We start from the raw sequence: 12,601 nt of genomic DNA, 5'->3' as shown, positions 1-12,601 counted from the left end.
CGCACCGCACCGATTCCGTCGCTAAACCACGGCTGTCACCACCTTGTCCAAGGCTCCGTCCTTGACGTCCGCGACGAGAACTTTCAGCTGTGCCAAGCTCATCTGCACGCGCTGCCCGAAGTCGTCGGTCAAGACGACACCACGTTCCGGCGGGGCGGCGTCGTCGAGGAACAGCTCCGGGCAGCCGCAGTCGCAGTTGCCGCAGAACGTGGTCACGTGCTGCAGATCTCCTGATGCGGCAAAGGTTTCGGACATTCTCGCTCCTGTCTGATCGGGGTCGGGTCGGGCACTGCCACCATCTGGATAGTCGTCGGGGAGGGCCGAAAGGTTCCCAAGTCACCCGAAGGAGTGGCGACGGAAAACCAGGCGTACTATGGAAATCAGTCCGCCTTCCCGGCGTCGGCGCTGCCACCGCCTTAGCGCCCGTCCTGGAATCCGGAGAACCATGTCTACGCACACCGCTGCCCCCGCAGCGACCCCGACCCCGACCCGTCGCCTCGATCTCGCCGTCGGCGGGATGACCTGTGCCGCTTGTGCGGCGCGCGTCGAGCGTTCCCTCGGCAAGCTCGACGGCGTCCGCGCCACGGTCAACTACGCGACCGAACGCGCGACCGTCCACTGTCCGCCTGACCTTGACCCCGCCTCGCTGGTCGCGACGATCGAGCGGGCGGGTTACACGGCGGCTGTCCGCGGCGAAACGAGCCCGGAAAACCGCGACGCGCGGGTTCGCGATCTGCGCCGCCGGCTGATCGTGGCCGCGGTGCTGGCTGTCCCGCTGGGAAACCTGTCGATCACGCTCGCGCTCGTGCCGTCGTTGCGATTCCCGTTGTGGGAGCTGGTGTGCCTGCTGCTGGCGACGCCGGTGGTGTTCTGGGCGGCGGTGCCGTTCCACCGAGCCGCCCTGCGCAATCTGCGGCACCGATCGTCCAGTATGGACACTCTCGTTTCCTTGGGCGTCCTGGCGTCCTATCTGTGGTCGGCGGCTTCGGTGCTGATCGGTTCGGGCGGCGAGGCGGGCTACTGGATCGGGTTCGGCGCGACCGCGCCGGGTGCGGATTCGGTGTATCTCGACGTCGCCGCAGGAGTGACGACGTTCTTGCTCGCTGGCAGGTACTTCGAGGCACGGTCCCGGCGAGGCGCGGCGGACCTGCTCGGCGCGCTGGACGCGCTGGCGGCGAAGGACGTGCGGATTCTGCGCGCGGACGGCGAAGTGCTGGTCGGAATAGGCGAACTGGCGATCGGCGACCGGTTCGTGGTGCGGCCAGGGGAGAAGATCGCCGCCGACGGAACTGTCGACAGCGGTCTGTCCACAGTGGATGTCAGTGCCATCACGGGAGAACCGGTGCCGGCGGAGGTCGGGCCGGGAAACCGGGTGATCGGCGGGAGCATCAACCTGAACGGCCGGCTGGTCGTGTGTGCGGAGGCGGTCGGAGCACGGTCGCAGCTGGCGCAGATGAGCGCGCTGGCCGAGCGGGCGCAGGAGCGGAAGGCGGCGGTGCAGCAGCTGGCCGACCGGGTGTGCGCGGTGTTCGTCCCGGTGGTTTCGGCGCTCGCGGTGCTCACGCTGGCGGGGTGGCTGCTCAGCGGGAACCCGGTGCGGGATGCGTTCGGGGCGGCGGTGTCCGTGCTGATCATCGCGTGCCCGTGTGCGCTGGGGCTGGCGACCCCGACGGCGTTGATGGTCGGCGTCGGCCGAGGCGCGCAACTCGGGATCTTGGTGAAGGGGCCGGACGCGCTCGAGGCGAGCCGTACGGTCGACACCGTCGTGCTGGACAAGACCGGAACGGTGACTCAAGGGCGGATGACTCTCGCCGAGACCAGGGCGTTCGGGTCGTGCTCGCCGACGGAGGTGCTGCGTCTCGCGGCCGCGGTGGAAGCTTCGTCGGAACACCCGATTGCGGCGGCGATTGTCGCCGGTGGGCCGGAGGTGCTTCCGGCCGCCGCCGAGTTCGAGGCCTTGCCGGGGCTGGGTGCGCGCGGCGTGGTCGAGGGTACGGCGGTCGTGGTCGGGCGGCCGAGGTTGCTGGTCGGCGAAGGGGTTTCGGTTGGCCCGGAGGTCGAGGCTGAAGTCGCGTCGGCGGAGGCTGGCGGGGCGACGGTCGTGCTCGTGGCGAAGGCAGGCGAGGTCGCGGGCATGCTCGCAGTGCGGGACGAGGTGAAGCCGTCGGCGCGGGCGGCGGTCGCGCAGTTGCATCGGCTGGGGCTGAAAACGGTGTTGCTGACCGGCGATAACGAGGCGACGGCCCAGGCCGTCGCGGCGGAGGTCGGGATCCCGGAGGTGCGCGCCGGGGTTTTGCCGAGCGAGAAGGCCGCGGCGGTGTCCGCGTTGCAGCGCAAGGGACATCGGGTCGCGATGGTCGGCGACGGAGTGAACGACGCTCCGGCGCTGGCGACCGCTGATCTCGGGCTGGCCGTCGCGGAGGGAACCGATCTGGCTTTGCGTTCTGCCGACATCATCCTGGTCCGTGACGATCTGTCGGTGCTGCCGGACGCGATCCGTCTCGCTCAGCGGACATTGCGCACGATCCGCGGCAATCTCGTCTGGGCGTTCGGGTACAACGTGGCCGCGTTGCCGCTCGCCGCGTGCGGGCTGCTGAATCCGCTGATCGCGGGGGCGGCGATGTCGCTGTCGTCGGTGCTGGTGGTGGCCAATAGCTTGCGGCTGCGGAATTTCGCGCCCGGCCGCTGAGCCGGAGGTGGGCGGGATCACCCTGGCCGTCGCTCACTCGATTAGGTTAGGTTTGCCTAATCAGTCGGCGACGGAGGGTGAGGTGCGCGGTGACGCGGGACGCGGAAGCCGGGATCGAGGGGCGGGTCGCGCTGGTCACCGGCGGTGCGCGCGGGATCGGGGCGGCCGTCGTCGAGGCGCTCGCCCGCGCCGGTGCCGTGGTGGCCGCGGTCGACATTGACGAGGAGGGGTTGCGGGAGGTCGCCGCGCGGGACTACGGCGCGGGGCTGGCTCGGGCGGATGCCGGGGGAGTCTCGGGTGGCGGGGCGCTTGGCGGTGCTGCGCGGGGCGTTGGGGCGGGGCCGGATGAGGCGGATGCCGGGGCGGCTTCGGGGACGCGTGGCGATGCTGTGCGGGGCTTCGGTGCGGAGTCGGATGGGCCAAACGCCGGGGCAGCTTCACTGACGCCTGGCGGTGCCGCGCGGGGTTCTGCCGCAGGGATGCCGGAGGGTCGTGATGGTGAGCGGCTTTCGGAGGACGCTGCGGCGGGGACGTCCGTAGGCGGCGATGTCTCTAGCTCTGCGAGGGAGAGCGCGTCGGCGGGTGCTGGCGCGCCGTCTTCGCGGAGTGGGGCGTCGCCAGGCGGTGGAGCCGGGCAGGTGGTGCCGTTCGTGGCGAACGTCGGGGATCCCGAGGCGGTCGCGCGGGTCGTGGCGGACGTCGAGCGGGAGCTGGGCCCCATCGGGATCGGGGTGTCTGTCGCGGGAGTGTTGCGGCCCGGGACGGTCGGCGAGACCAGCGACGAGGACTGGGCGGCGACGTTCGCGGTCAACTCGACCGGGGTTTTCACTGTCCTGCGCGAGATCTCCCGGCGGATGCAGCCGAGGGGGAGTGGGGCGCTCGTGACCGTGGGGTCGAACGCGGCTGGCGTCCCGCGGACCGGGATGGCGGCTTACGCGGCTTCGAAGGCGGCGGCGACCATGCTCACCCGCTGCCTCGGGCTGGAGCTCGCCGGGTCGGGGATTCGGTGCAATATCGTCTCGCCGGGGTCGACGGACACTGACATGCAACGTCTGCTGTGGACGGACGACTCCGGCGAAGCTCGCGTGATCGCGGGGAATCCGGCGGAATTCCGCGTCGGGATTCCGCTCGGGCGGATCGCCGACCCGGCCGATGTCGCGGACGCGGTGTTGTTCCTCGCGTCCGACCGGGCGCGGCACATCACCATGCAGAACCTCTACGTCGACGGCGGGGCCACGCTTCGCGCGTGACCCGGGTCGACCCGCCGGGCGGCTTTTCCTTTTCGTCCGGATACGTTAGTGTCCATTAGGTTAGGCTAACCGAACAGTCAAGGTCTGGGCCTTGTGTCAGGGAACAGACGGGGCGGCTCGGCCGCCTGCGCGTGTGCGAAAGGGAATTCACCTCGTGTCCTCACCTGCTCCGGCCCGTCCGCGGCCGGTCCACCGGGCGGCGGATCTCCTGGCCGCGTACCTGCCGGGGTCGTTCTACTACTCGTCGGCCCGCGGGGTGCTGCTCGCCGACGGCGTGCATTCGTGCGTCCGCGGCACACCTGGCAACCGGGCCGCGGCGGCTGCTGAGGCGTTGGAAGCGGCGGTGCTGGCGGGGGTCGCCGATCCGGTTGTGGTGGGAGCGATCGGGTTTCGGCCGGATTCCGGGAGCAGCCTGATCGTGCCCGCGGTGGTGCGCCGGGCCGAGGCTCCGGGCGGCGGGGGTGCGCTGGCCGCGGACTCAGGCAGCGGTGCGAAGCAGGCTGGTGGGCGTTCGAGCGCGGCGGAAACCGGCGGAAACAGTCACGCGAAGCAGGATGGCGGGCGTTCGAGCGAAACGGAATCCGGCGGAAATCCGGCCGACGCGCGGGGCAGTTCAGGCCTAGCCGGTGCCAAAACGTCGAACTCAACCCCCTGGACTGTCGTTCCTCAACCGGCTCCCGAGGTTTACGCCGAAAGCGTCCGTCGGGCGGTCGGGCTCATCGCTGACGGGGAACTCGAGAAGGTCGTCCTCGCTCGAGCGCTGGATCTCGTTGGGCAGCAAGGCGTCTCGGTCCAGCAGCTGCTCCGCAACCTCGTCGTGGCGGACCCTGCGGCGCACGCCTTCGCCGTTGACGTCAGCGCCCCGGGGGATCCGGCGCCGCGGACGCTCGTCGGGGCCAGTCCGGAGTTGCTGGTGTCGCGCAAGGGTGACGTCGTGACAGCGAATCCGCTTGCGGGGTCGCGACGGCGCACGGGTGACCCGGTGCGGGACGCGCAAGCGATTGCCGAGCTGCGAGTGTCCGAAAAGGACCTCAACGAACACGCCCTCGTCGCCGCGCAGGTGGCGGAGGTGCTGGGGCGCTACTGCACCGACCTGGACGTTCCGGAAGAGCCAGACGTAATGGGCACGCCTACGATGTGGCACCTTTCCACCCGGATCACCGGGCGGGTCGGGCCGGGCGGGCCGTCGTCGTTGGAGCTGGCCGAAGCCCTGCATCCGACGCCTGCGGTGTGCGGCGTGCCGGTCGGGCTGGCGCGCGACACGATCGCCCGGCTGGAGCCTGAGGACCGCGGGTATTACGCGGGGCTGGTCGGCTGGACCGACCTCGCCGGGGACGGCGAATGGGTGGTCACGATCCGGTGTGCCGAGGTGTCCGGCAAGACCGCGCGGCTGTTCGCGGGGGCGGGCGTCGTCGCTGGGTCTGATCCGGCGGCGGAACTGGCCGAGACCAGCGCGAAGTTCGGGACGCTGCTGCGCGCGCTGGGCGCGGAGGGGGTCGCGTGAACCTGTGGCCGGAGGAAACCGCGGCGAGGTATCGGGCCAGCGGGTATTGGCGGGGGCAGACGTTCGGGGCGTTGCTGACCTCGCTCAAGGAAGCGTATGCGGACCGGACCGCGGTGGTCGGCGAGGATCAGCGGTGGACGTTCGCCGAGCTGGACGAGCGGGCGCATCGGCTGGCGAGTGGGTTCGTCGCCAGCGGGATCGAGCAGGGCGACCGGGTGGTCGTGCAGCTGCCGAACATTCCGGAGTTCGTGTCTGTCGTTTTTGGACTGTGGCGGGCCGGGGCGGTGCCGGTGTTCGCGTTGCCCGCGCACCGCGACAGCGAGTTGCGGCATTTCGCGGAACAGAGCGACGCACGAGCGATCCTCACCGTCACGGAGCACGCGGGACACGATCACGCGAAAATGGCGCGTGAGGTTGCGCAGGAGCGGAAGGTCTTCGTCGTCGGCGAGCCGGAGTTCGCGGAGCTGGCGGCGACCGAACCGCGCGAGCTGCCGGATCCGGATCCGGAGGGCATGGCGTTTCTCCAGCTGTCCGGCGGAAGTACGGGGCTGCCGAAGCTGATTCCGCGTACGCACGACGATTATCTGTACAGCGTGCGGGAGAGCGCGCGCATTTGCGGGCTGAAGAAAGAAAGCGTGTATCTCGCGGCTCTTCCTGTCGCGCATAATTTCCCGCTCAGCTCACCGGGGTTGCTCGGCGCGTTGCATGCGGGTGCGGCCACGGTAATGGCGCCGCGGCCGGACGCCGACACGGCGTTCCGGCTGATCGAGGCCGAAGGGGTCACGATCAGCGGGGTCGTCCCGCCGTTGGCGGCGGCTTGGGTGCAGGCGGCGGCGCGCACCGGACGGGATCTGTCCTCTTTGGACGTTCTGCTCGTCGGCGGCGCGAAATGCGGCCGGGAACTCGCCGAACGCATCGGTCCGGCGCTGGGGTGCCGGCTGCAGCAGGTGTTCGGCATGGCCGAGGGACTGGTCTGCTACACCCGGCTGGACGATCCCGACGATCTCGTGCTCAGCACCCAGGGGCGGCCGATCTCGCCGGACGACGAGGTGCGCGTCGTGAATCCGGACGATCCGCTGGCGGCGTCGGACGATCTCGTCGAGCCGGGCGAAATCGGCGCGCTGCTCACGCGCGGGCCGTACACGATCCGCGGTTATTACCACGCGGCCGAGCACAACAAGACCGCGTTCACCGAGGACGGCTTTTACCGCACGGGCGATTTGGTGCGGCAAAGGGAATCAGGGCATCTAGAGGTCGTCGGGCGGGCGAAGGAGCAGATCAACCGGGGCGGCGAGAAGGTCGCGGCGGAAGAGGTCGAGAACCACCTGATGGCGCATCCGGGCGTGCTGGACGCGGCCGTCGTCGCGGTGCCGGACGAGTACCTCGGCGAGCGGACCTGCGCGTATGTCGTTCCGGTGGACGGAAAGCAGCCGAGTGCGGCGGAACTGCGCCGGTTCGTGCGCGGGCGCGGGGTGGCCGCGTTCAAGGTGCCGGATCTGGTGGAGGTGGTCGGGGAGTTCCCGGTCACCGGCGTGGGCAAGACCAGCAAACGCGAACTGCGGGCGGCGCTGGCCGCCCTGGCGAAGGAGAGGTGAGGCGTGTCCCTGCCGAAAATCCGGGCGTACCCGCTGCCGACGGCGGCGGAGCTGCCCGAGGGGCGGGTCGACTGGCGGCCCGACCCGGCGCGGTCGGCCCTGCTCGTGCACGACGTCCAGCGGTATTTCCTTGCCCCGTACGAGGGTTCGCCGATTCCGGAGATGGTCGCGAACATCGCGGAGCTCGCCGAGAAGGCGCGCAGCTACGGCATTCCGGTGTTCTACACCGCGCAGCCGGGCAGGCAGCCCGCCGCCGATCGCGGGCTGCTCACCGAGTTCTGGGGCGACGGCATCGGCGCGGTGATCGACGACGACCCGCGCGCCGCGGACATCGTCGACGAGCTGGCCCCGCGACCGGGCGACACCGTGCTGGACAAATGGCGGTACAGCGCCTTCCAGCGCAGCACTTTCCGCGAGCAGCTCGGCGACCGCGACCAGCTGCTGATCACCGGCGTCTACGCGCACATCGGCTGCCAGACCACGGCGGTCGAGGCGTTCATGCGCGACGTCCGGCCGTTCCTGATCAGCGATGCGGTCGCGGACTTCGACCGCTCCCGGCACGACCAGGCGTGCGAGTACGTCGCGCAACGCTGCGGTGTCGTCACCACCACCGCCGACGCGCTCGCCGCGCTGTCGGCGCCGATTCCCGCAGGAGCACCTCGATGAGCACCCCCGGACTGACTGCCGACCAGATCAACGCGGACGTCGCCGAACTGCTCGGCTGCGGTCTCGACGAGCTGACCCCGGACACCGATCTCGCCGATCTCGGCCTCGATTCGATGCGGATCATGAGCCTCGTCGAGAAGTGGCGCGGCGCGGGCGCGGCGCAGCTGGAATTCGCCGACCTCGCCGAGGACCCGCGGCTCGGGCACTGGACGAAGCTGCTGACCGGCGGCGCGCAGTGAGCCGGGACGAGCACCGGCACCGTCACACCGCCCGGATCGCGGAGGTCCGCGCGGGCCGCCAGGCCGAAAAAGTGCCGTACCCCATCCGGATCCGGCGTGCGGAGGTCGTGCGGACCAGCGCGGTCGGCGCCGGGCTGCTGCGCGTCACCCTCGGCGGGCCGGGCACGACCGGGTTCGAGGCGCATTCGCCGGACGAGCACGTGAAGATCCTCTTCCCGGACGCGGACGGCGAGCTGCGGCTGCCCGAGGCGAACGGGGACATGCTCCGCTGGCCGAAGCCGTCGCCGGTTTCGCGCGAGTACACCGTCCGCCGCTACGACCCGGCGTCCGGTGAGCTGGACCTCGACGTCGCCCTGCACGACGGCGGTCTCGGCTCGGACTGGGCGCGCGCGGTGCGGCCGGGCGAGGCCGTGCATGTCGCCGGTCCGCCGGGCGGGCTCATCGTGCCGCACAACTACGACCGCTACCTGCTCGCCGGCGACATCACCGCGCTGCCCGCTCTCGCGCGCTGGCTGGAGGAACTGCCGCGGACGGCGGTGGGCTGGGCGTTCGCCGAGGTCGCCGACGCGAGCGAGGAGATCGACCTCGACGCGCCGGACGGCGTCGAAGTCCATTGGCTGCACCGCGGCACCGGCGTCGCACCCGGCAGTGTCGAGCTTCTCGCCGACGCCGTGCGCGAAGTCGAAGTGCCCGAAGGCGAACGGCTTTACGCGTGGATCGCCGGAGAAGCGGGCGCGATCAAGCCGCTGCGCCGGTGGCTGCGCGACGACCTCGGGCTCGCCCGCGAGGACTACGACGTGACCGGCTACTGGAAACGCGGCGTCGCGGACTTCGACGACGAGCACGACCACTGATCCATCAGCAACAGCAAGGACCCTCGCATGACCGCCATCAGAAAGACCCGTCTCGCCGCCGCTGCCCTCGCGGTCGCCCTCACCGTCGTCGCCGGCTGCGGTTCCGGCGACGCGCAGAGCAGCGGCGGGAGCGACGCCCCGACCCGCGCGTTCGCCGCCGACAACGGCGAGATCAAGATCCCGGTCAAGCCGAAGCGCGTGATCGCGACCGGCTACGCGGTTCCGGCGCTGCTCGAGGCGAAGGCTCCGCTCGTCGGGATCTCGACGTGGAAGCGCGGCCTGCCGATGATGACGGCCGAGGACCGCAAGAAGTACGACGAGCTGCCCAAGGTCGCGGGCGAGCAGGCCGCCGAGACGAACTACGAGGCCATCGCGCAGGCCGATCCGGACCTGATCGTGATCGGCGTGCCGAAGCCGGTGCTCGCGGACATCGACGTCAAGCGGCTGCAGGAGATCGCGCCGGTCGTGGCGATCGGGCCGTCGGTGCCGTCGGCGTGGCGGGAGCTTTCGCGCAAGCAGTCCGACGCGGCGGGCGCGCTGGCCGGGTTCGACGCCGCGCGCCAGGAGTACGAGGCGAAAGCGAACCAGCTCAAGGAGAAGTACAAAGCCGTGCTGCCGCAGCTGAAACTGGGGCACGTCGGCGCGTACGGCGAGGTCGCGAAGGGCAACTTCCAGCGCGAGTTCAAGGATTCCTGGGGCACCAACGTCGCGCAGGACATCGGCGCGAACTACTTCGGCCAGGTGAAGGTCAAGGGCGGCGGTTCGAAGGACGTCAGCGAGTACCCGTCGATCGAGGAACTGCCGACCGCGTTCGCGCAGGCGGACGCGATCACCTACTCGGTGAAGCCGGACGGCTCGGTGCCGCCCGCGGTGAAGTACGTGCTCGATTCGCCGCTGTGGAAGGAACTTCCCGCGGTGAAGGCGGGCAAGACGTTCGCCTTCCGCTACACCGAAGCGGCCACCTACCGGGCGGCGATGAAGACGCTGGACGCGGTGGACCAGGCGTTCGCGCCGCTGCTGAAGAAGTGACCGCGCGCAGCCGGACCGCGCTGCTGGCCGCCGCCGTCGTCCTGCTGGCGGCGGTGGCCGTGGTCAGCGTGGGCGTCGGGGCGCACGGCATCGCGCCGGCGGAGGTGCTCCAGGCCATTTTCGGCCGCGGCGATCCGGCCGATCAGGCGGTGGTGCGCGACGTCCGGGCACCGCGTGCGCTGCTGGCGGTCGGTGTCGGCGCGGCGCTGGCGGTGGCCGGGGTGCTCGTCCAGGTGTTGTCGCGCAACCCGTTGGCCGAACCCGGCGTGCTCGGCGTCACCGCCGGGGCCGGGTTCGCCATCACGATCGGTTCCGCGCTCGGCATCGCCGCTTCGGCGTCGGGGGAGCTGTTGTTCGCCGTGCTCGGCGCGGTGCTGGCGACCCTGCTGGTGTACGCGGTCGGCCGGCGGTCGCCGTTGCGGATGGTGCTGACCGGCACCGCGCTGACCTTCGTGCTCAGCGGCGTTTCGCTCGGGCTGCGGCTGCTGCTGCCGGACACCTTCGACCGGTACCGCTTCTGGGCGGTCGGTTCGCTGGCCGGGCGGGAACAGGCTCCGCTGACGGTGCCGTTGATCGTGATCGCGGCGAGCGTGGTCGCCGCGTTTCTGTTGAGCCGTCAGCTGAACGCGCTCGCGCTGGGCGACACCGTCGCGCACACTCTTGGCGCGCGTGTGGCCCGAATCCGTGCGGTGACCCTGTTGCTGATCACTTTGCTGGCCGGAGCGGCGACGGCGGTGGCCGGGCCGATCCTGTTCGTCGGGCTGATCGTGCCGCATCTCGCCCGCCGCGCGGCGGGCGCTTCGGTGCCATGGCTGACCGCTTTCGCGGTGGTGCTGGGCCCGATTCTGCTGCTGGTGTCGGACATCGGCTCGCGTGTGCTGCTGCCGACCGGCGAGGTGCCGGTCGCGATCGTGACGGCGTTCGTCGGCGGTCCGGTGCTGATCTGGGCGGTCCGCAAGTACGGGACGGCCGCGCTGTGACCGCGTTCGTGTTCCGCCGCGGGCGATTGTCGTTCAAGGTCGAGCGCCGCACCGTCGTCCTCGTCGTCGTGCTCGGTATCGTTCTCGCCGGGCTTGCGTTGCTGGGGCTTTGTTACGGCGCGGCGTGGGCGAGTCCGGCGCGGGTGTTCGCCGCGCTCGGCGGGTCTGGCGGTGGGCCCGGCGTGGTGATCCGTGAATGGCGGCTGCCACGCGTGGCAGCCGGGCTCGTGTTCGGTGCTGCGCTCGGGTTGGCCGGGGCGATTTTCCAGAACGTCACGCGGAATCCGCTGGGCAGCCCGGACGTAATCGGCCTCGATTCCGGGGCCTACACCGGCGCGCTGATCGCGATGACCGTGCTGTCCGGGTCGCCGGCGCAGCTGACGTTCGCGTCGGTGCTCGGCGGGCTGGTCACCGCGGCCGCGGTGTATCTGCTGTCGATGGGCGGCAGCCGGTCCGGGTTGCGGTTGATCGTCATCGGGATCGCGATCAACGCCATGCTGACCGCGTTGAACTCCTGGATCGTGCTTCGTGCCGACCTGGAAGTCGCGATCGCGGCGGTCGGCTGGAGCGCCGGTTCGCTCAACGGCATCGGCTGGAGCGACGTCGCGGTGCCGTTCGGGGTGCTGGCTGTGCTGTTCGCGGTGCTGCTGACCCGCGCACCCGCGCTGCACCAGGCGGCGCTCGGCACGGAACTCGCGGTGACGACCGGCGTCCGGCACGAATCCCTGCGGCTGCAACTGGTCGTGATCGGCGTCGCCTGCACGGCGACGGTCACCGCGGTGGCCGGGCCGATCGCGTTCGTCGCGCTCGCCGCCCCGCAGATCGGCAGGCGGCTCGCCCGCGCGCCCGGCATTCCGTTGCTGCCAGCCGCGCTGACCGGCGCGGTGCTGCTCGCGGGCGCCGATCTCGCCGCGCAGATGCTGCTCGCCCCGGTGTCGCTGCCGGTCGGCGTGGTCAGCACGGCGATCGGCGGCTGCTACCTGATCTGGCTGCTCACCAAGGAGGTGCGGCGGAAGTGACCGCCCGCTTGACCGCGCGGGATCTCACCCTGCGCTACGGCGACCGCGTCGTCTCGACGCAGTTGCGGCTCGACGTGCCCGACCGCGCGTTCACCGCCGTGGTCGGCCCGAACGCGTGCGGCAAATCGACATTGCTGCGCGCGTTCGTCCGGCTGCTCCGTCCGTCCGCCGGCGGCGTGACCTTCGACGGCCGCGAGGTCGGGGCGTATCCGGCCAAGGCGCTGGCGCGGGAACTCGGCTTCCTGCCGCAGGATCCGTCCGCGCCGGAGGACGTCCGCGTCCGGCAGCTGGTCGCGCGCGGGAGGTTCCCGCACCAGTCGCTGCTGTCGTCGTGGTCGGAGGAGGACGAGACCGCCGTGGTCAGCGCGATGACCGCGGCCGGGGTCGCCGGGCTGGCCGACCGTCCGGTGCAGGAGCTGTCCGGCGGGCAGCGGCAGCGGGTGTGGATCGCGGTCGTGCTCGCGCAGCGCACGCCGTACCTGCTGCTCGACGAGCCGACGTCGTTCCTCGACATCGCGCACCAGTACCAGGTGCTGGAGCTGCTGAAACGGCTGCGCGACGAGGGCGCCACGGTGATCGCGGTGCTGCACGACATCAACCAGGCCTGCCGCTACGCCGATCACGTGGTCGCGATGCGCGACGGCCGGATCGTGGCCGAGGGCGCGCCCGGCGACGTCGTGGACGCCGCGCTGATCAAGGAAGTCTTCGACCTGCCGAGCGTCGTGGTGCCCGATCCGGTCACCGGCACGCCGATGGTCGTGCCGTCGCTCTGACCC

General features: G+C 71.0%; 12 protein-coding genes and 1 pseudogene. 12 read left to right on the top strand and 1 reads right to left on the bottom strand.

Translation table 11 applies throughout. The annotated features are described in order from the left end of the window. Positions 1 to 21: 21 nt before the first annotated feature. Entirely contained in the window at positions 22 to 255 is a 234-nt protein-coding gene (locus ACZ7OI_RS12010; RefSeq protein WP_470264178.1) for a hypothetical protein, read from the bottom strand. A 190-nt stretch (positions 256 to 445) separates the two neighbouring features. Here ACZ7OI_RS12010 and ACZ7OI_RS12005 point away from each other — a divergent pair, with 190 nt between their 5' ends. From ACZ7OI_RS12005 to ACZ7OI_RS11950, 12 genes and pseudogenes are all read left to right on the top strand, one after another. Continuing rightward, on the top strand, positions 446 to 2,689 hold the full coding sequence (locus ACZ7OI_RS12005; protein WP_470264177.1) for a heavy metal translocating P-type ATPase: 2,244 nt from the start codon (positions 446 to 448) through the stop codon (positions 2,687 to 2,689). 77 nt (positions 2,690 to 2,766) lie between these two features. Next, positions 2,767 to 2,925 (top strand): annotated as a pseudogene (locus tag ACZ7OI_RS12000) (SDR family NAD(P)-dependent oxidoreductase); the annotation flags it as partial. A 243-nt stretch (positions 2,926 to 3,168) separates the two neighbouring features. Further along, positions 3,169 to 3,939: a 2,3-dihydro-2,3-dihydroxybenzoate dehydrogenase gene (locus ACZ7OI_RS11995; RefSeq protein ID WP_470264321.1), complete on the top strand. Its 771-nt coding sequence runs from the start codon at positions 3,169 to 3,171 to the stop codon at positions 3,937 to 3,939. Between the two features lie 154 nt (positions 3,940 to 4,093). Next, positions 4,094 to 5,443 carry an isochorismate synthase gene (locus ACZ7OI_RS11990; protein WP_470264176.1) on the top strand — a complete coding sequence of 450 codons (1,350 nt, stop codon included), beginning with the start codon at positions 4,094 to 4,096 and terminating at the stop codon, positions 5,441 to 5,443. Next, positions 5,440 to 7,038: a (2,3-dihydroxybenzoyl)adenylate synthase gene (locus ACZ7OI_RS11985; protein ID WP_470264175.1), complete on the top strand. Its 1,599-nt coding sequence runs from the start codon at positions 5,440 to 5,442 to the stop codon at positions 7,036 to 7,038. Before ACZ7OI_RS11990 ends, ACZ7OI_RS11985 begins: the two co-directional genes overlap by 4 nt. Positions 7,039 to 7,041: 3 nt before the next feature. Then, the gene (locus tag ACZ7OI_RS11980) at positions 7,042 to 7,704 is read left to right on the top strand and encodes an isochorismatase family protein (protein ID WP_470264174.1); all 663 of its coding nucleotides are present in this window, start codon (positions 7,042 to 7,044) and stop codon (positions 7,702 to 7,704) included. Beyond that, positions 7,701 to 7,943, top strand: coding sequence for a phosphopantetheine-binding protein (locus ACZ7OI_RS11975; protein ID WP_470264173.1), 243 nt, complete (start codon positions 7,701 to 7,703; stop codon positions 7,941 to 7,943). The genes ACZ7OI_RS11980 and ACZ7OI_RS11975 overlap by 4 nt, the downstream gene beginning before the upstream one ends. After that, positions 7,940 to 8,797, top strand: a complete 858-nt coding sequence (locus ACZ7OI_RS11970) for a siderophore-interacting protein (protein ID WP_470264172.1) — start codon at positions 7,940 to 7,942, stop codon at positions 8,795 to 8,797. Before ACZ7OI_RS11975 ends, ACZ7OI_RS11970 begins: the two co-directional genes overlap by 4 nt. Positions 8,798 to 8,824: 27 nt before the next feature. Next, positions 8,825 to 9,826, top strand: a complete 1,002-nt coding sequence (locus ACZ7OI_RS11965; RefSeq protein WP_470264171.1) for an ABC transporter substrate-binding protein — start codon at positions 8,825 to 8,827, stop codon at positions 9,824 to 9,826. Further along, complete coding sequence (locus ACZ7OI_RS11960; RefSeq protein ID WP_470264170.1) at positions 9,823 to 10,806, top strand: FecCD family ABC transporter permease; 984 nt, start codon at positions 9,823 to 9,825, stop codon at positions 10,804 to 10,806. The genes ACZ7OI_RS11965 and ACZ7OI_RS11960 overlap by 4 nt, the downstream gene beginning before the upstream one ends. Next, entirely contained in the window at positions 10,803 to 11,825 is a 1,023-nt protein-coding gene (locus tag ACZ7OI_RS11955; RefSeq protein WP_470264169.1) for a FecCD family ABC transporter permease, read from the top strand. Before ACZ7OI_RS11960 ends, ACZ7OI_RS11955 begins: the two co-directional genes overlap by 4 nt. Beyond that, on the top strand, positions 11,822 to 12,598 hold the full coding sequence (locus tag ACZ7OI_RS11950; protein WP_470264168.1) for an ABC transporter ATP-binding protein: 777 nt from the start codon (positions 11,822 to 11,824) through the stop codon (positions 12,596 to 12,598). Before ACZ7OI_RS11955 ends, ACZ7OI_RS11950 begins: the two co-directional genes overlap by 4 nt. Positions 12,599 to 12,601 lie beyond the last annotated feature (3 nt).

The organism is Amycolatopsis sp. NPDC114503, assembly GCF_055633655.1.
Note: the sequence above shows the minus strand (reverse complement) of the source record. Positions and strands in the feature narration are given on the sequence as shown.

What these genes read in the sequence shown, in the direction of transcription:
- ACZ7OI_RS12010 (WP_470264178.1), bottom strand. Translation starts at nt 255, where the DNA reads ATGTCCGAAACCTTTGCCGCATCAGGAGATCTGCAGCACGTGACCACG.
- ACZ7OI_RS12005 (WP_470264177.1), top strand. Translation starts at nt 446, where the DNA reads ATGTCTACGCACACCGCTGCCCCCGCAGCGACCCCGACCCCGACCCGT.
- ACZ7OI_RS11995 (WP_470264321.1), top strand. Translation starts at nt 3,169, where the DNA reads ATGCCGGAGGGTCGTGATGGTGAGCGGCTTTCGGAGGACGCTGCGGCG.
- ACZ7OI_RS11975 (WP_470264173.1), top strand. Translation starts at nt 7,701, where the DNA reads ATGAGCACCCCCGGACTGACTGCCGACCAGATCAACGCGGACGTCGCC.
- ACZ7OI_RS11965 (WP_470264171.1), top strand. Translation starts at nt 8,825, where the DNA reads ATGACCGCCATCAGAAAGACCCGTCTCGCCGCCGCTGCCCTCGCGGTC.